Origin of the sequence: Pseudomonas parafulva, assembly GCF_002021815.1 — a bacterium.
In the GTDB taxonomy this organism is placed as follows: domain Bacteria; phylum Pseudomonadota; class Gammaproteobacteria; order Pseudomonadales; family Pseudomonadaceae; genus Aquipseudomonas; species Aquipseudomonas parafulva_B.
In genome coordinates, this window is the sequence record NZ_CP019952.1 from 4,046,579 (window position 1) to 4,065,309 (window position 18,731).

The following is an 18,731-nucleotide window of genomic DNA, read 5'->3' on the forward strand; positions in this document are numbered from 1 at the left end:
CGTAGAGCCTAGGTGTTTTTGCCGCATTCGAACGACCTGCCCACAATCCTGGTCCACACTGTCAGACTTGCTTTCGGAGGACCCACCATGAGCGATCGCTACCTTGGTTTTGCCAACTCCAGCCTCGGCCGCAAACTTGTCGACAGCCTTGGCCTGCCTCGTCCAGCCACCCTGGAGCGCTGGGAAGCGGGCCGCATGCGGCCAGTGGACGGGCCGTTGGTCCTTGGCGGCGGCCCCTTGGCACGCCAGGTCGAAACACTCGCAGCGCGGTTGACCGACGCGGTTTACGGCTTCAACGGCCAAGGCCTCCAGTGCGAACCCTGGGTCGCTGGGTTGGGCCCCAAGATCAAGGCGTTGGTGTTCGATGCCAGTCACTTGTCCGACAGCGATGCGCTCACGCAGTTGCGCGAATTCTTCCAGCCGCTACTGCGCAACCTGGCGCCTTGCGCCCATATAGTGGTCTTGGGTCGCCCGCCTGAGGCCGTCGCCGACCCGATGGCCAGTGTCGCCCAACGTGCCCTCGAAGGGTTTAGCCGTTCGCTGGCCAAGGAACTGCGCAACGGCGCTACTGCCCAGTTGCTGTACGTGGGTGACGGCGCCGAATCTCAACTCGAAGGCGCGTTGCGCTTCTTCCTGTCGCCCAAGAGCGCCTTCGTGTCGGGCCAGGTGCTGCGCCTACAGCCCTGCCAGGCTCAGGTCGAGGACTGGACACGGCCGCTCAGCGGCAAGCGCGCGCTGATCACTGGGGCTGCCCGCGGCATCGGCGCCGCCATTGCAGAAACCCTGGCCCGCGACGGTGCCGATGTGCTGCTGCTCGATGTGCCCCCGGCCAGCGAGCAATTGCAGGCGCTCGCTGCGCGCCTGGGTGGCAAGGCGCTGGTCCTGGACATCTGCGCCGGTGACGCTGCCGAGCAGTTGCTGGCGGCATTGCCCGATGGCCTCGACATCCTGGTGCACAACGCAGGCATCACCCGTGACAAGACCCTGGCGAACATGACCCCCGAATATTGGGACGCCGTACTGGCGGTGAACCTCAAGGCTCCTCAGCTGCTGACCCAGGCCCTGCTCGATAACGGCGCGTTGCACGAGGACGCCCGCATCACCCTGTTGGCTTCGGTCAGCGGTATCGCCGGCAACCGGGGGCAATCCAACTACGCTGCCAGCAAGGCTGGGCTGATTGGCTTGGCCCAGGCCTGGGCACCGACGCTTGCCGAACAAGGCATCAGCATCAACGCAGTGGCGTCTGGCTTCATTGAAACCCATATGACGGGCGCCATGCCCATGGGCTTGCGCGAAGCGGGGCGACGCCTGAGTTCGCTCGGCCAGGGCGGTAAGCCCCAGGACGTGGCCGAAGCCATCGCCTGGCTTAGCCAACCTGGCTCTGGCGCCGTTAACGGCCAGGTGCTGCGGGTGTGCGGCCAGGCACTGATGGGGGCTTGAGCATGCAACGACACTGGCACGACCTGCATCAACCGGCCAGCCGCGCCAGCCTGTACCTGCGCGCAGCGGGCAAACGCCGCATCAGCGGTAATCAACTGCCCACGCACGGGCTGCGCTGCACCCTGGCGGTTCAGCCTAAGCAACTGCATGCCTACCGGCAGTTGTGCCGTTTCGTCGACGATGGCCGGCTGCCTGCTACATACCCGCACATCATGGCGTTCAACCTGCAGCTGCAGTTGATGACCGCCGAGCAGTTCCCCTTTCCGTTGCTGGGCCTGGTCCACCTGCACAACCGCATCAATGTCATCCGCCCGCTTGGGGGCATCGAGTCGCTGCGCATGGCGGTTCATGCCGACAACCTGCAGCCCCACCCCAAAGGCGGAACCTTCGACCTGATCACCGAGGCGGCGGACGGTATTGGCGTGCTCTGGCGGGAAACCAGCCGCATGCTCGTGCGCGGGTTGAAACTCGACGGCAACCTGGCAGAGGCGGACGAGGGTCAGGCCAGCCACTTGCCTGAAGTCACGCGCTGGTATGCCGACAGTGATATCGGCCGCCGTTATGCCAGGGTCTGCGGCGACTACAACCCCATTCACCTCAGCGCACCCAGCGCCCAGCTGTTCGGTTTCCCCACTGCCATCGCCCACGGCATGTGGAGCAAGGCCATGGCCATGGCCGCGCTGCACGGACACTTGCCTCACAGTGGCTATCGGTTCGAGGTGGATTTTAAAAAACCCGTGCGTTTGCCCTCGGAGGTGGTGCTCAGCGCCAGCCAGGTCGGCCCTGTGGGTGAGCTGCGCCTGGACGGCCAGACGGACGTGGTACACATGCTCGGCCGCTGGGCCCGCTTGCAGGGCTGACTGGCGCATGCTGCGCCCCGTGCAGGGAAGCTTGCTTTGCAATGGCCCTGCGCGGAAGCTATGCGCCATGAGGAGAACCCGATGAACCTGCAAGAACTGACTCAACGCCTGCATCAAATCCGCGATACCAATGACTGGCAACGTTTCCACAGCCCAAAGAACCTGGCCATGGCCGCCAGCGTCGAAATGGCCGAGCTGGTTGAAATCTTCCAGTGGCTCAGCGAGGACGAGTCACGTCGCCTGCCACCCGAACAGCTGGCCCACGCCGGGCAGGAAGTGGGCGACGTCGTGCTCTACCTGTTGCTGTTGTGCAGTGAACTGGGGCTGGACATGGACCAGGTGGTCCGCGCCAAGCTGGCTGACAGCGAAAGGCGCTTCGCACGATGAACGACCGTCATTTCGATGAACTGGCCACCCGATTTGCAGAGAAAATCTACGGTGGCGCAAAGGGGGCGATCCGGCTGGCAGTCTTGCAGGCCGACCTGGCCGAAGCCCTGCCGGATCGCCCATTGCGCATCCTCGATATCGGTGCCGGCCTGGGGCACATGGCGCTATGGTTGGCCCAACGCGGCCACCAGCTTACGCTGGCCGAACCCGCCGAGCCCATGCTCGAAGGGGCACGGGCCCGCTTTGCCGAGGCCGGCCAGGCGGCAACGTTCATCCAGGCGCCCTGGCAAGCGCTGCTGGGTGAGCTGACCGAGCCCTACGACGTGGTCGTGTGCCACGCGGTACTCGAATGGCTGGCTGAGCCGGAAAGTATCCTGCCCGTTCTGCATCAACTCACAGCCCCCGGGGGTTGGCTGTCGCTGGCGTTCTATAACCGCGATGCCTTGGTCTACCGCAACCTGCTCAAGGGGCATTTCCGCAAGCTTCGCAGTAATCGCCTTGAAGGTGAAAAGCAGAGCCTTACCCCGCAGAAACCACTTGATCCGCGGGCGCTCAGGGCGCAACTTGAACCTTTGTGGCAGGTCGAAAGTGAAAGCGGCATACGTGTTTTCCATGACTACATGCCCAAGGAATTCCAGGACCGCGCCGAGCTGCTGGACGTGCTGGAAATGGAGCTCGCTCACCGCCGCCATCCGAGTTTCGCCGGCCTGGGCCGTTACCTGCATTGGGTCTGTCGCCCACGTTGACCTGCCGTGAGGAGCAAGCATGCCGTACCGTCTGTTGCCACTGGCCCTGCTGGCTTTGGTTCTGACCGGGTGCCAAGGGACCAATCCCTACGTCGCCAGCAGCCGCCCACTGCCACCGGCCCCGCCTCAGGCAGCGACCACGTTCGACGCAAGCGCTTATCCCGCACCTGCAAGGGACTACGGCCGCTACCGCAGCTGGAGCTGGCGTGACGGGCGCCTGCCCAGCGGTTCGGCCAATGCCGACCCTGCACAGCTGGCCGATGCCGTGGCCGCAGCGCTCGATCAGCAGGGCTTGCGCCCCGCCCGCAGCGGCGTTGGTGACCTGCTCGTCGGCGCCGATATCCGCCTGGAAAAACGCCTGCGCCAAGTGCGCGACTACGACAGCTACGACCCTTACCATGGGCCCTACGGCAACGTGGGCTATGGCGGTTACCGCAACGGATACGGGGGTTACGCCAGTGTTCCGGTCGTACGCACCTATCAGGTTGAGGTCATGGTAGTGCGCATCGACCTGTACGACAGCCGCAGCGGCCAGGCCATCTGGAGCGCAAGTGCCGAAAGCGGCAACGACCAGGGTTCACCGCGGGACCGTGAAAATGCCGTGCGCGACGCCGTGCGCAAGGCCCTCAGCGGCTATCCTCCCAGTTAACGCCTAACGGAGAATCATCATGTTGCGCCGCCTGTTACTCGTGTCGTTTGCGGCCTTGCTGGCTGCCTGCTCAAGCCATAACGTGCAGCAGGACTACGACGCGAGTCGTGATTTTGCCGCCTACCGCAACTGGGCCTGGCAGGAGCCCGGCCTGCAATATCGTCCTGACGATCCACGCATCAAGAGCGACCTGACCGAGCAGCGCATCCGCCAGGCGGTCAGCGACCAGCTTGATCAGCGGGGCCTACGCCCAGCGCCCCCTGGCACGCGTGCTGACCTCAATGTGCGCACCTACCTGATCGTGGAACAGCGCCAGCAACAGGTCACCACCAACTATGGCGGCGGTTGGGGTGGCTATTGGGGAGGGTACTGGGGCGGGCCGATGTACAACGAAACCCGCAGCGTCGACTACAAGGTCGCAACCATTCAAGTCGACTTGCTTGATGGGCGCGATGGCAAGCTGGTCTGGCGCGGCAGTGCCGAGCAGATCATGAACAACTACCCGCCAAGCCCGCAGGAACGCAACGAGGCTATTCAGAAAACGGTGGCTCAGGTGCTGGGCAACTATCCACCTGGCAGCAAACGCTAGCAGAGGCCCCGCAACAGACGACGACTGCGACAAAACCCATTCTCCCAACGCCTTTTCCTTGCGGCACACGGCCGTCACGCAGGTTCCGGTCTATCTTGACTAAGGAAACCTGACTGCACGGGTAAGTGTTCATCTACTAGGAAAGGCGACCTGTCGATGCAAAGCATTGTTCTTCTTCTGTGGCTTGCCTTGTGTACCGAACAGGATGTGCGCCAGCGCCAGCTCCCGGACCTGTTGACGCTGGGCGTAGCTGTAGGGGCCCTGCTGTGGCTGTTCGCAACCGGCCACACCTGGCTTGGCGCCGATCCCAGTTCGGCAGGCTGGGGCCTGGCCATCGTCATGCTGCTCACCTTGCCCGGCTACATGCTCGGCCACTTCGGCGCCGATGACGTCAAACTGATGGGCGCGCTGGCATTGGCCACCGGCACCGATCATGTGCTCGGGACCTTCATCGGGGCCGGGGTCGCGCTGTTGATCTGGCTGACCACCCGAAGGCGCTTGTGGACGCTGCTCAACCCCAAGGTGAAAAAACGCCTCCAGGCCTTGACCGAAGCCATGGGCGACAAGCAGGCATTCGTCCCCTACGTGCTGGCAGGCTACCTTCTGACAGCTGTATGGATCCAATGAAGAATCCAGCGGTCCCTAACCTTGTACACACCTTGTACAACTACGAGAGGTACGGCTACTTTTAATCTGCCAGAGCGTCTAGCCCGGGAGCAGGGCCGTATATTCACAGGGAGTTGATCGTGTCCAAACCTGTAAGTGAAATGAAAGTGCTGGTAGTCGATGATCAGCCAGTCATCGTCGAACAGCTATGCGAGTTCCTGGAAGCCAAGGGATACAGTTGCGTATCGGCACTCTCCACAGATGAGGCGGTAAAACGCTATGAGGCCGACCCCGCCATCGGTCTGATCATCTGCGACCTTCACATGCCCGGACGCGATGGCATCGAGCTGATGCGCGCCCTGAAGCAGATCGACGGTAGCCACCGCATGTTCGAAGCCATCATGCTGACCGGCCGTGCCGAAAAGCAGGACGTTATTCGGGCGCTGCGCGAAGGCTTTGCCGACTACTACCAGAAACCGATGGATCTCGACGAGCTGCTCGAAGGGGTACGCCGCCAGGAGCAGGTGCTGCAGGAACGTCAGCGCGACTTCCACGACCTCAGTGGGCTCAATCAGCGCCTGCAGGATCTGGCAGAGTCCGTCGACGAGTTGTATCAAGACCTGGAAAAAGCCCGCGGACAAGGGGCTCACCGGCGCGCCGGCGACATGGAGGAAGCCGAGGCCGAGCTGCCCTCGGTATTCGAAAAGCTGTCGCCACGTCAATTGGAAGTGGCGCGGCTGGTGGGCAAGGGCAAGACCAATTACCAGATCGCCTGTGAACTGGGTATCACCGAAAACACGGTGAAACTGTACGTGTCCCAGGTGTTGCGCCTGACCCATATGCACAACCGCACGCAACTGGCCTTGGCACTGACACCAGGCTCATCCCCGGTGAATCAACGGTTCACGGCGCACTGACAGGTGCCGGTGCCACGGCACCGGCACACCGCCATACTACTCATTGACCTGAAACACCACCCGCGCCGTTTCACCACTTTCGTCCAACGCACTCAACTCGGCCTGCCCTGCCTGCGGCAGGCGCACCATCAGGCTGTCCTGCCCTTGGGTTTCGCCCAGCGGTTGTCCATTGAGGAACCACCAACGCCGCCCACTACCGCCCAGCGCCGACACCGCCACTTGCAGCGGTTCCCCACTGGTGGCGGGGCGACGCAGATGGTCGCCAGAACGAATACCGACGATGGCCAGCGGCGGGGCACTGACCGGGCCTTGCGGTGGGCATGTGGGGTCCATGGCCGGTAGACGGGCAGCCCGCCGTTCAGTCCGAGGCAACCAGGGTTCCAGGGGGGCGGGCCACAGGGCCACCTCGCGCGCCTGAGCGCCTGGGCAATTGCTGTCCACGCGCAAGCCGCGGTCGTTGACCCAGATGTGTTCGCGCAAACCCAGGCCCAGCGGCTGATCGGCCGCCTGCAACGTGGGAGGAACAGTGCCGTCCAGGGTCCAGGCAAAACGCTGGCGCCTGCAATTGCCGTCCTGGCGGCTCATCGCCTGCCCCAGAGGCCAGCAGATCGCCGCCACCCCGACATTGGCAGGCGTTCGCTGCACCGGGGCCTCTAACCCGCGCTGGCTGTCCCGGTTGCTGAGCAGGTCGTGCACTTGCAGCATCAACGGGGCGGCCGAGGCCAGGCCGAACTGCCCGGCCACAGGGGTGCCGTCGGGCCGACCAATCCATACCCCGATCAGGTAGCGAGGGCCGACGCCAATCGACCAGGCGTCTCGAAAGCCGTAGCTGGTGCCGGTTTTCCAGGCCAGCTGGGGACGGCGTACCAGTTCGGCATGCGGGTCGCGGTCGGGCCGAGCCTGGCCGCTGAGAATACGCCGGATGATCCACGCTGCGCCCGGAGACATGAGCCGGTGCTCCACCAGGGGTGCCTGGGGCTGCAACCGCACCTGGGCGCTTCTACCCTCCCGGGCCAAGGCCGCGTAGCCACCTACCAGGTCTTCCAGACGGCTACCGGCACCGCCCAGGATCAGCGAAAGATTGGGCTCGGCCAACGGAGGTAGCGTGAGCGGCAAGCCGCCCATGCGCAGTTGTGCGGCGAAGCGCTTCGGGCCGTACGCTTCGAGCAGTTGCACGGCGGGCAAGTTGAGCGACAGGGCCAGTGCCGAACTCGCTGACACCGGCCCACTGAAGCCGCTGGAAAAATTGCCCGGACGGTAGTCACCGTAACGCCGTGGTACGTCCTGCAACAGCGACTCGGAATGAATGAGCCCATCGTCCATCGCCAGGCCGTACAGAAACGGCTTGAGCGTGGAGCCAGGCGAGCGCAACGCCCGCACCATGTCCACGTGCCCGAAACGCCGGGCGTCCGTGAGGTCGACCGAGCCCAGATAAGCGCGTACAGCCATGGTTTGCGCATCGACCACCAGGATGGCGGCAGACGTACGCTCCGGCAGACGCGCGCGCCATCCCAGCAGCAAGTCTTCCAGCCGGCGCTGCAACCCTGCATCCACGGTGGTACGGATCAACGGCGGGCTACCCGGGGTGTTCAGACGGCGGGCCAGCAAAGGCGCCAGTGCCGGCTCCTGACGCGGCGCCAGCACCAGCGGCTCTTCGGCCGCTTCACGCAGGCGCTGCTCGGGCCACACCTGATACTGCGCCAACCGTTGCAGCACCTTGTTGCGTGCGCGTTCGGCGCGCTCGGGGTGGCGGTCAGGGCGTAGCCGGCTGGGGGCTTGCGGCAGTACCGCCAGCAGGGCTGCCTCCGACGGCGTCAGATGCAAGGGCGACTTGCCCAGATAAGCCCAGCTGGCAGCGGCAACACCTTGCAAGGTGCCGCCGAACGGCGCGCGGTCCAGGTAAATTTGCAGAATCTCCCGCTTGGACAGGTGCCACTCCAGCTGCAGTGTGCGCCACAGCTGCCGCAGCTTGCCCGCCACGGTGCGATCATGGGGATCGAGCAGGCGTGCCACCTGCATCGACAACGTGCTGCCGCCTGACACCACGCGCCCTCCCCGCGCGTTCAACCACGCCGCCCTGACCAGGGCCATCGGGTTCACGCCCAGGTGCCGGTAGAACCAGCGGTCCTCGTACGTCAGCAACGCTTGCAGGTACAACGGCGAGACCTGCTCGGGACTCACCGGATAGCGCCACACCCCGTCGGCATCGGCGAATCGCCACAACGGTGTGCCATCCTCAGCCAGCACGACTCGGGCCAGGTCGTCGGACGGCATGGGCAAAGGCCAGATCCGGTCGGCCAGCCACAGCAGGCCCATCAAGGCCACCACGCCAATCACCAGGGCACGCACTGCTTTGCATGGTCGCGATCGCCACCAGCGGGCTAAGCTTGGCATCGGGAACCGACCTGCCCTGAAAAGGGCCAAAGCACTGGAAACGGCAAGAACGCCGCCATGTTGATCAGGAAGCAACTATGCATGTAGAAGGTTTTTTCGAATGGCTGGGGCAAGCACTGGGATCGCTGATCCGCATCGTCGTCGACGCGCTGAGCGGGTTGTTCAACCTGTTGGCCAATGCCGGCGGCAATTTCGTCGATGGCCTGTCGCGCACCTTGGGCATGGACACCTCGCTGGTCAGCATCCTGGCCCTGATCGTGGGCCTGATGCTGCTGTTTTCGGCGATCCGCGCTTTCATGCGTGCCTCGATCATCCTAGGCATCATCTGGCTGGTATTGGGCCTGTGGGTAATGAGCTGGGTGATCCATTGAAAGGCCGTGCGACGAACAGGTGAAAGCCTCTGCTCGTCGCACAAGGCCTGCCCCTAGCGAGGCTTGACCGTCATCTCACCCTGCCCTTCCCCCACGGCCTGCAGATTCGGGCGGTACATCGACTCGACCTGCGGCGGTGGTACCCGGTAGGTGCCAGGGGTCACCGCTCGCGCCAGGTACAGCAGATGCGTAGTTGCGTAGCTGTCCAGCTTGAGCGCTGCGACGTAACGGTCGTCGCGATACTCCTGGTGAACCACGATGGCATTTTGCATCGATTCGCGCCATTGCTTCACGGCGCCGCTGGCGTTATCCAGGCTGGCTGCACTTTGCGCAAGGTTCTGGTTTTCGAGCTCCAGGCCCGCAGGCAATAGATCGACCACCAAGGCATCGGGAACGCGCTCATCGGCCTTGAGGGCAAGGTGCACGAGTACCAGGTCGCCGCTACGCAGGTTCGCCAGGTCCAGCGGCTGGCCCTTCATGCCCAGGTACTCGCGGCGGATTTGCATGCCATTGCTACTGGCAGGCGGCGCCTGACGCGGGTAACCCGACAGGGTCAGCTGCTGGTAGACGGTCTGGCTGCCCTGGTTCTGCACCGTCAGCGGCGATGCCAGCAGTGGCCCTTCCAACTTCATGCCGGCTTCGGCGTTATTGAAGTCACGCAGCTCACCGGCGCTGTCCAGGCGGGCCTGCCACTTGACTTCCGGCGTGCCCAGCAGGCCACGCCCGGCCAAAAACAAGGCGTTGCGCTCCTGGGTGGACAGCCAGCGATTGGCAGCCACTTCATCGGACAGGGCGAAGAGCCGCTGGTCCACCTGGCCACTGGCAAGCTTGTTCTCCTGCAGCAGTGCCAGGATCAACGCCTGGTCACGCAGGGGGCTGCCGTAATCTGCCATCCAGTTCTTGCCGCGGCTGACGGCAAGCCCTGCCTGCAGGGCCTGGTCGGCACGAGGCTTGTCACCCATCTTGTCTAAGGCCACGGCCAGTTGCACCAACGGCAGACCTGAACGCGCGTCGGCGCGGCGCTCGAACAACCCGCGCAGCGCGCCCAAGGGCGCCTGCTGACTGCGCGACAGCACCAGCGCGGCGTAAGCCTGCACGGCAAAACGGGTGTGATCGGCATCGTCGCTGTAGTCCACGTCGATCAGGTTGCGCTCCTGCAGGTAGCGCAACAACCGCTCGTTGGCTTTCTTCAGCGCCTCGGCGGGTACGCCATAGCCTTGGTCGCGCGCGCGCAGGAGGAAGTCGGTGACATAGGCCGTCAGCCAGTATTCCTCTTCGCTGTCGGCACTCCACAAGCCAAAGCTGCCGTTGTAGCGCTGCATGCCCAACAGGTGCTCGATGCCCATTTCGATCTTGCGCTTGCGCACCTCGGCCGGTTCACCCTCGATGCCAAGCCGCTTGAGGGTATCGGCGTCCGCATACAGCGACGGGTACAGCCCGCTGGTGGTCTGCTCAAGGCACCCATAGGGGTAAGCCTTCAGCGCCCGGATCTGTTCGGCGAGGTTGAGCGGGGGTCGGCTCGACAGGGCCAGCGTGCCCTCGAGGCCGGCAGGCTCGAAGGCCGCGAGGTCCGCCTCGGGCAGCGTCCAGGGCTGATCCTTCAAGGCCACGCGGAAGTGCTTGAGCATGGCGGGATAGGCCGGACGCACGCCCAGCGTCCATTCGCGCTCGAACGTGGTCGGCGCCTCGCCGGCCAACTGCAGGCCGGTCACCTGCACATGCACCTTGCCCTGCCCCAGGCCACCTTGGGCTTGCACCGGAATCATCAGGGTCGTCCGCTGGCCTTCGGCCAGCGCCACAGACTGCGTGGCATTGCCGGTCAGGCTCACTTGTCCTTCGGTGGTCACCTGCACGGTCAGCTGCTGGGCAGCTCCCGACAAGTTGGCCAGGTCCAGCGCCAGGCGCGTCTGATCGCCGCCTGCCAGGAACCGTGGGGCCGAGAGTTCGGCAATCAGCGGTGCGGCCACCACGGTCTTGCCCTCTGCCATGCCGAAGTGATCCTCGGTCCAGGCCTGAGCCATGAGCCGCAGCTCGCCGTTGAAATCAGGGATATCGACCGTGGCCTGCCCTTCTCCCTTGTCGTTCAGGGTCACCGGCAGGCTCTGCTGGGCCACGATGGTGACGGTGGTATTGGGGCGTTTGCCACCCTTGGCCATGGCCGCATCACCACCGAATGCCAGGCTGGCCAGACGCCCTTGCCCGGCTTCGATCAGTTGCCCGTAAATGTCGAGCTGGTCGGCACCGTAGGCCTTGCGGCCAAACAGGCTTGCGAATGGATCCGGGGTCTTGAAGTCGGTGATATTGAGAATGCCGACGTCCACCGCCGACACCAGCACCCGTATCTGTGCAGGCACGCTGCCGTCGGCGTTTGCCGCCTTGATTTTGACCGTCAGCGGCTGCTTGGGACGCATTTTTTCCGGTGCCTGCAAACTGACTGCCAGCTTGCGATCGGCACGGTCGAGCGGCAGGTGCAACACGCCTACCGCACGCTTGGGCGTGGCATTGGCTTTGCGTTCACCTGGGCGCACCACCAAGGTGCTGAGGTAAAGGTCGTGGCGTGCCCAGGCTTTGTCCAGCGGGATATCGAAGGTCTTGCCTTCTGCAGGTACCTGGATTTCCTGCCACCACAACGGGCCGTCGCTGGACTCGATCATCAAGTAACCACTGCCTGCGGCCGGCGGCGTAACCGTGACCTTGGCCGTTGCACCGTCGGCGTAGGAGGGTTTGTCCAAGGCCAGCTTGACCTGGTCGGGGCGTACAGCTCCGCCTTCGGCATTGTCCTGGGCGCGGTAGCCTGCCCAGAAGCGCTGACTGGACACCAAGCCGGTCTGCGGGTCTTCGACTTCCACGCGATAGGGGCCCCACTCGACCGGGAAGCTCAGCTTGGCCGTGGCGTCGGCCTTGACGCTTACCGTCTCTTCCACTTGGGTCAGGAATTTTTCGTTGTAGGCGTAGCTCCAGCCGTCATCTTGCGAGTAGTTCCAGTAGTAATCGCGTCGCTCGCGGATCAGCCTGACCTTGAGGTCGTCGGCGGCCAGTTTCTTGCCCTCGCGGTTAGCGACCAGAAACTCGAATTCCACCGGGCCTTCACTGTCAGCTTCATCGCCGTCGAACAGGCCACGCAGGCCTGGCAGGCGTTCGGCCGGCCAAACAGGTTGCTCGAGGCGGCGCGTAATGGGCCTGCCGCCGGACTCCTGCAAACTTGCCTGCACGGTCAGTTGCAACGGCGAACGCGCCTCTGCCCAGCGGCTGGAAATATCCAAGACCGCCTTGCCCGCCTGGTCGAGGGTGACTTCATCGAGCTCCAGGTCCTGCTCCAGTTCGCCTTCGGTAACCGACCCGAACTGGTAGCCCGGCAGTGCAGGTACCGCTTCACGCAGCGGGCGCACATAGGCCTGGCCACTCAGGCGATTGCCAGCGGCCGGCGCACCGTACAGGTAGCGGCCAGTCACCTCGATGCGCGCGTCCTGCTCAGGGGCCAGGGGCTTGCTGCTACCCTTGAGGTCGAGGGCCAGCCGCTCAGGCAGAAAGTCCTCGACCAGGAACTCGTAGACCTGCTTGCGTCCACCGCCCAGGTCGAGCAGCAGTTGCCAGCGGCCGGTCGGCGCCTCGGTGGCCAGTTGCAGCTGGTACTGGAACAGACCCTTATCGTCTGCTTCCCAGACGAACTTGCGGCTGACTTGTTCATCCGGCCTGCGTACTTCAACGTTCACCGGCTGAGCCTTGACGGGCTTGCCGTCCTGGTCGCGCAGCAGGCCGTTCAGCAGCACCGTTTCGCCTGGGCGATACAGGTCGCGCGGGCCGAAGATAAAGAGCTGCAGCGGATTGGCCTGGGGGCCGGTGATGTCGAACTCTGCCAAGTCCAAGGCCGCAGTATTGAGCTGCAGCAAGGTCGTGTGCACGCCTTGGGTGGCGATGAGGGTATCGGCCTTGGACGTGATCGGCAGTTCAGCATGACCTTTTCCATCAGTGCTGGCCTGGGCCAGCAGCTTGCCTTTCTTGTCGTGGAGCTCGATGTTCACGCCATCCATCGCCTTGCCCCCTTCCAGGGCCTGGGCGAATACATCGATGCGATCACGGTAGCGATGGGCCGATATGCCAATGTCGCTCAAGGTGAACAGGGTGGCTGGCTGGGAGTAATTGTAGGTTCCCGAGGCGCGCATTACGGCCAGGTACACACCGGGCTCTTGCAGCGGCTTGATGCCGGCAATGGGCAACAGCACGGTTTCGCGCGTGTTGCGTGCAGGGTTGAGGTCGAAGCGGCCGCTGTAGACCAGTTCGGCCATGCTCAGCGTGTCCTTGGACTGGTAGTACTCCAGGCTGCTGCTGCGCCCCCAGTTGGCCATGAACGAGGAAATCATGCCGGGTTTGACGCGGAAGAATTCCACATCCACCTTGTTCACATTCAATGCGATGACCGGCAGGCCCTCTGCCAGCCGCGTCGGCAGTAGCGAGCCCCTGCTGGCGAAGCCAACGGTGGGTTGCATGTCGCGGGTTTCAAGGCGAGTGATCGACTCTTCCTGCAACGCCTTGCCGTTGACGGCCAGCAGCCCCTTGTCCACCGTCAGCACCAGCTTGCGCTGCGGTTCCAGGTGACGCAGGCGCAGCTCCATCTGGCTGTCGGACAGCTCCCAGGCGCCGTCCAGCTTGCCCTTGACCGTGTCCACCAGGTGGACCTTGTTGGTGAAATCCTGGTCGGCATCCAGCGGCGCCGAGAAACTGACCGACAGTGTGGCCGCGCCATCGAGCTGTACTTCCGACACATCCAGTACCGTCAGCTCACGGCCCTCGTAGCGTTTGGCAAGCACCGCAGGATCTTCGCGCTGTGGCGTCTTGGCGGCGGCGCTGGCGCTGGCGGTTGGCTTCTGGGCAGGCGCTGGGGCGTCAGGCGTTGAGGAGTCACAGCCGCTGAGCAAGGCCAGCGCGCAGGCCAGCAACAATCCTTTGTTGAACATGGAGTAGACACTCGAAGGCAGGGTGTAGATGAAGGCAGCAACTATAGCGCAAGGCCAGGTGCTACACCCAGCGTTGTGCGCCAGATGAGACCTTGGTCGCACGCAATGGTTGCGTGGCCGTTACACTGTCGCCCTTGGCTTGCATTGCCGCCCGGCGGGCGCCCCGATCAAGCGCTTGCAGTCCTCGTTTTCGCTGGAATGAACATGCCCCGATTCTTCGCCGACTGGCACCACCGCCCCACCCACCGCAAGGTGTGGGGGCTGGCCGCGCCCATGATCCTGTCCAATGTCTCGGTGCCACTGGTGGCGCTGGTCGACAGCACCGTCATTGGCCACCTGCCCCATGCCCATCAGCTGGGCGCAGTGGCCGTGGGCGCTACGCTGTTTACCTTCATGGTCGGCTTGATGGGCTTCTTGCGCATGGGCTCGACAGGCTTCGCCGCCCAGGCCGCGGGCCGAGGCGATGGCGCCGCCCTGCGCCAGGTGTTGGTTCAGGGCCTGTTGCTGGCAGTAGGCTTCGCATTGCTCATCGGCCTGCTGGCCCTGCCCTTCAGCCAGTTGGCCCTGCATGCCATGCAGCCCAGCGCGGCCCTGGGGCAGGCCACACAAACCTTCTTCCACACCCGGTTGCTGGGCCTGCCGGCGGCACTGGCCAGTTACGCTTTGGTCGGGTGGTTTCTGGGGACCCAGAATGCCCGGGCGCCGTTGGCGATCCTGCTGACCACCAACCTGCTCAACATCGTGCTGAACCTGTGGTTCGTGCTCGGCCTGGACTGGGGCGTCCTGGGCTCGGCACGCGCGTCGGTGATTGCCGAATGGTGCGCGGCCCTGCTGGGCCTGGCACTTACCCGCCCGGCCCTGCGCGCCTATCCGGGCCACATCGCCTGGGCAGCACTCAGACGCTGGCAGGCCTGGCGCCCGCTGTTGGCAGTGAACCGCGACATCTTTTTGCGCAGCCTTGCCTTGCAGCTGGTTTTCCTGCTGATCGCCGTACAGGGCGCACGCCTGGGCGAGGCGACGGTAGCGGCCAATGCACTGCTGCTCAACGGCCTGTTGCTGACGGCATATGCCCTCGATGGCCTGGCCCACGCGGTCGAGGCGCTGTGCGGTCACGCCATTGGTGCCCGGGACCGCGGCACCCTGCGCCGTGCGCTGGTGGTAGCCGGTGGATGGTCGCTGATTGCAAGTTCGGTCTTTGCCGTTCTGTTCTGGGTGGGGGGACACCTGTTCATCGATCTGCAAACCGATATCGACAGTGTCAGGGCGGCGGCTTATCCGTACTTGCCCTATCTGGCGTGCCTGCCGTTGATCGCCGTGTGGAGCTATTTGCTCGATGGGCTGTTCATCGGGGCCACACGCGCCCGGGAAATGCGCAATGCCATGCTGGCATCGCTCGCCATTGCATTGCCGTTGGCCTTGGCCCTGAGCGGGCTAGGCAACCATGGGCTGTGGTTGGCGTTTCTCGGCTTCATGGGCGTGCGCGCCATGACGTTGGCCTGGGTGGGGTGGCGCCTGCAGGGCAAGGACGCCTGGGTGGCGTAAGATGACTGGCATGGGCCAGCGAGCAACTCAAGGCGGTGCTCACCGCCGCCACGCTGCGAAGGCGTGACGGCGATGAGCCCCCCTCAGGGGCTGAGGCTTCTCAGGACGAGAGGTAGGACGAACGGGTCAAGCCCAGGCGCAGCGCATCAAGGTACTGGGTACGCTCGCGCGCGCTGATCTTGGCACTGGCCACCTTGTCGCGGTAGTGAGTCATCAGCTCCTCGGGAGACAGGTGCACGTAGCGCAGCATGTCCTCGATGGTGTCGTGGGTCTCGATACCGGCGTGGTACACGCTGCCATCGGCATTCTGGTAGATGTTCACCGAGTCGGTGTCACCGAACAGGTTGTGCATGTCGCCCAGGATCTCCTGGTAGGCCCCGACCAGGAACACGCCCAGCAGGTAGTCCTCGCCCTCGTTCAGGGCATGCACCGGCATGCTGGTCTCGATGCTCTGCTCATCGACATACTGGTTGATCTTGCCGTCGGAGTCGCAGGTCAGGTCTTGCAACACGGCGCGCCGCAGGGGCTCTTCGTCCAGGCGGTGCAGCGGGATGATCGGCAGCACCTGGCCGATGGCCCAGGTATCGGGCAGGCTCTGGAACACCGAGAAGTTGCAGATGTACTTGTCCGCCAGCTTGTCGTTCAGCTCATCGAGTACTTGGCGGTGCGAGCGCTGGCGAGCCTTGAGCGAGTTGTACAGGCGACGGCACACCGCGTAGTAGCACTGCTCGGCCAGGGCTTTCTCGGCCAGGCTGATCTTGCCGTCGGCATACTGGGCGGCCACGTCGCCCATGTAGTGGGTGGCGCGCCAGTAGGTTTCGGTCACCATCTCGATATCGGTGGGCCCCAGCAGATCGGCTAGCCACTGCACGGTTTCCGGCAGCGCGTCCTTGTTCTCGATGGTCGGCACCTGGTCGTTGTGGCGCTCTACATCAGTGACCTGGATGACCAGCATGGCATGGTGAGCCGTCAGCGAACGGCCGCTCTCCGAGAAGATGTGCGGGTGCGGCAGGCCCTGCGCGTCGCAGAACTCCTTGAGCATGCCCACCACCACGCCGGCATAGTCATCCATGTCGTAGTTGATCGAGCTGGCGTTGCGCGAGTGGGTGCCGTCGTAGTCCACACCGAGACCGCCGCCCACATCGATGTGGTCCACCGGCAGGCCCAGGGCGCGCAATTCGCCGTAATAGCGGATGGCTTCCTTGAAACCGTGCTGGTAGTCCGCCAGGTTGGCGATCTGCGAGCCCATGTGGAAGTGCAGCAGGCGGATACCTTGGTCGAGGCCGGCATCGCGGAAACGCTGCACCACGGAAATCAGCTGCGCGGCAGAAAGCCCGAACTTGGACTTCTCGCCCCCGGTGTCAGCCCATTTGCTCGATGCCAGCGACGACAGGCGCACGCGCAGGCCCACTTGCGGCTTGACCTTCAGGTCGGCCGCTTCCTCGATCACCAGGGCCACTTCGGACTCTTTCTCGATGACGATGAAGACGTTGTGGCCCAGCTTCTGCCCCATCAGCGCCAGGCGGATGAACTCACGGTCCTTGTAACCGTTGCAGACGATGGTGCCGCCCTTGGGGGCCAAGGCCAGTACCGCCAGCAATTCGGGTTTGGAGCCGGCTTCAAGCCCAATGGACACGTTCTGGGTGGCGATGATGTTTTCGACCACCGCCTCCTGCTGGTTGACCTTGATCGGGTAGAGCGCGGTGTATTGGCTCTGGTATTCCAGGCGCGCAATGTTGGCGTCGAAGGCGCCGGTCAACTGGCGCACGCGGTCCTGCAGAATGTCGGGAAAGCGTACCAGCAAAGGCAGCGACAGGCCGCTTTGGCGCAGCTGATCAACCTGCTCGTACAGGTCGATCGGCGAGCTGTCAGGGCCGTTGGGGCGCACTTCGACGCGCCCGGCTTCATTGATGGCGAAATACCCTGCGCCCCAATGGCGGATGCCATAAACACTGCGGCTGTCGGCCACGGTCCATTGGCTACCATCGTCTTTGCGTGTGCGTCGTACGGACATTCAAGTCCCCTATAAATTGAGTCAAGACACTGCTGGGCAAACCGGGAAGGCAGTGTAGAAGCCAAAAATGACGGTTCGTCCGTGCTCTGGGGTAGACCCTGGTCACCGCGACGAGTTTAGAAAGCGCAGGACGAAAACCTGCCGAGCGACTCAGCCGCCCGACTTCTTCGCCTTGAAGCCCTGCTTGATCAGCTCGGCGAGCAGCAATTGCACATGATCGCCCTGGATCTCGATGACGCCGTCCTTGAGCGCGCCACCGGTACCACAGCGGCGTTTGAGGGTGGCAGCCAGCTCCTTGAGCTGATCGGGCGGCAACGGCACACCCGTGACGGTGGTCACGGTCTTGCCGCCACGGCCTTTGCTCTCGCGGCGCACGCGGGCGATGCCATCACCCTCGGGGACGACCTGCTGCTTGCAGGTACAGGCATCCACGGGTTGGCCACAGTCAGGGCAATGACGACCGGCATCGGTCGAATAAACAAGACCGCCGAGGGCGGAGAGGGAAGAAGCTTTCTTGGCCACTTTTGTGCCTCGGTGCTGAGGACAAAAACTGGTCGTACCTGCACATGAGGCCGACCGCGAAGCCCCACTCTGGCAGGGGCGGCGCTACTGCCGCAACGTGCGGCAGCCCGAAAAGGCCGCGCAGTGTAACGATAAACGGTGCAGTTGCTAAGTACCGGATTGCGCCATTTTGCGAATGTTTTGCGACCTTGCGTGCACGGGTTAAACGGGGCTGTTCCTGTAGCGCATCAATGCTGCCATCGAGTCGGGGCAATAAGGCCTGAGCCGACTGTCCTCCAGGGCTTGATCAATACCGATGAAACGTGCCTCGATCACTTCCTCAGGCTGCAGCCGCAGCGGCGCATCGGACACTGCCGAGTACAAGGCGCACCACAGGCGATTGTCAGGCTGATCGAAGAAGAATCGCTCGTGAAAACGCAAGTTTACGTCAGCTATGCCCAGTTCCTCGGCCAGCTCGCGCGCGGCCGATTCGGCGTAGGTTTCACCGGCGGCCACCATGCCGCCGGCGGCAACGTCCCAATACCCGGGGTACAGCGCCTTGCTCAGGGTACGCCGGTGCACGCACAGTTCACCGGCACCATTGAACAGCAGAATGAACGTGCAGCGCCCGATCAGCCCGCGCTCGCGCAACTGTGCCCTGGGCAATGCGCCGAGCACCTGGTCGTGCTTGTCTACCCAGGTGACCCGTTCCCGGTCCGAAGCCGCCCGGTGGGCGGCTTCATCAGGGCTGAAGGTCATC

At 63.9% G+C, this 18,731-nt stretch carries 15 protein-coding genes; 10 read left to right on the forward strand and 5 right to left on the reverse strand.

The genetic code is table 11. The features are described 5' to 3' along the window. Positions 1–87: 87 nt before the first annotated feature. The 8 genes from B2J77_RS18170 (at position 88) to B2J77_RS18205 (ending at position 6,194) form a co-directional block, all read left to right on the forward strand. Positions 88–1,440, forward strand: coding sequence for a 3-oxoacyl-ACP reductase (locus B2J77_RS18170; RefSeq protein ID WP_078479160.1), 1,353 nt, complete (start codon positions 88–90; stop codon positions 1,438–1,440). Between the two features lie 2 nt (positions 1,441–1,442). After that, a complete protein-coding gene (locus B2J77_RS18175; protein ID WP_078479161.1) occupies positions 1,443–2,300 on the forward strand; it encodes a MaoC family dehydratase in 858 nt (285 codons plus the stop codon). 81 nt (positions 2,301–2,381) lie between these two features. Next, on the forward strand, positions 2,382–2,687 hold the full coding sequence (locus tag B2J77_RS18180; RefSeq protein WP_023535180.1) for a MazG-like family protein: 306 nt from the start codon (positions 2,382–2,384) through the stop codon (positions 2,685–2,687). Beyond that, entirely contained in the window at positions 2,684–3,433 is a 750-nt protein-coding gene (locus tag B2J77_RS18185; protein WP_058638401.1) for a methyltransferase domain-containing protein, read from the forward strand. The genes B2J77_RS18180 and B2J77_RS18185 overlap by 4 nt, the downstream gene beginning before the upstream one ends. 19 nt (positions 3,434–3,452) lie before the next feature. Next, a complete protein-coding gene (locus B2J77_RS18190; protein ID WP_078479162.1) occupies positions 3,453–4,082 on the forward strand; it encodes a DUF4136 domain-containing protein in 630 nt (209 codons plus the stop codon). Between the two features lie 19 nt (positions 4,083–4,101). Further along, complete coding sequence (locus B2J77_RS18195) at positions 4,102–4,671, forward strand: DUF4136 domain-containing protein (protein ID WP_078479163.1); 570 nt, start codon at positions 4,102–4,104, stop codon at positions 4,669–4,671. 156 nt (positions 4,672–4,827) lie between these two features. Then, positions 4,828–5,298, forward strand: coding sequence for an A24 family peptidase (locus B2J77_RS18200; RefSeq protein WP_058605282.1), 471 nt, complete (start codon positions 4,828–4,830; stop codon positions 5,296–5,298). Between the two features lie 140 nt (positions 5,299–5,438). Next, the gene (locus B2J77_RS18205; protein WP_078479164.1) at positions 5,439–6,194 is read left to right on the forward strand and encodes a response regulator transcription factor; all 756 of its coding nucleotides are present in this window, start codon (positions 5,439–5,441) and stop codon (positions 6,192–6,194) included. 36 nt (positions 6,195–6,230) lie between these two features. Here B2J77_RS18205 and pbpC read toward each other — a convergent pair whose 3' ends face one another. Further along, positions 6,231–8,588, reverse strand: coding sequence for a peptidoglycan glycosyltransferase PbpC (pbpC, locus tag B2J77_RS18210; protein ID WP_078479165.1), 2,358 nt, complete (start codon positions 8,586–8,588; stop codon positions 6,231–6,233). A gap of 77 nt (positions 8,589–8,665) precedes the next feature. Here pbpC and B2J77_RS18215 point away from each other — a divergent pair, with 77 nt between their 5' ends. Then, a complete protein-coding gene (locus tag B2J77_RS18215; protein ID WP_023535173.1) occupies positions 8,666–8,959 on the forward strand; it encodes a hypothetical protein in 294 nt (97 codons plus the stop codon). A 53-nt stretch (positions 8,960–9,012) separates the two neighbouring features. Here B2J77_RS18215 and B2J77_RS18220 read toward each other — a convergent pair whose 3' ends face one another. After that, complete coding sequence (locus B2J77_RS18220) at positions 9,013–13,914, reverse strand: alpha-2-macroglobulin family protein (protein WP_078479166.1); 4,902 nt, start codon at positions 13,912–13,914, stop codon at positions 9,013–9,015. Between the two features lie 204 nt (positions 13,915–14,118). Between B2J77_RS18220 and B2J77_RS18225 the strand changes: the two genes are divergently transcribed. Continuing rightward, entirely contained in the window at positions 14,119–15,456 is a 1,338-nt protein-coding gene (locus tag B2J77_RS18225) for an MATE family efflux transporter (RefSeq protein ID WP_078479167.1), read from the forward strand. Positions 15,457–15,556: 100 nt separating this feature from the next. On the opposite strand, the gene speA is transcribed toward B2J77_RS18225, so the two are convergent. From speA to B2J77_RS18240, 3 genes are all read right to left on the reverse strand, one after another. Then, positions 15,557–17,470: an arginine decarboxylase gene (gene speA, locus B2J77_RS18230; RefSeq protein ID WP_078479168.1), complete on the reverse strand. Its 1,914-nt coding sequence runs from the start codon at positions 17,468–17,470 to the stop codon at positions 15,557–15,559. 150 nt (positions 17,471–17,620) lie between these two features. Continuing rightward, positions 17,621–17,992, reverse strand: coding sequence for a translation initiation factor Sui1 (locus tag B2J77_RS18235; protein WP_058639414.1), 372 nt, complete (start codon positions 17,990–17,992; stop codon positions 17,621–17,623). Between the two features lie 201 nt (positions 17,993–18,193). Continuing rightward, entirely contained in the window at positions 18,194–18,730 is a 537-nt protein-coding gene (locus B2J77_RS18240; RefSeq protein WP_078479169.1) for an NUDIX hydrolase, read from the reverse strand. Between the last annotated feature and the right edge of the window lies 1 nt (position 18,731).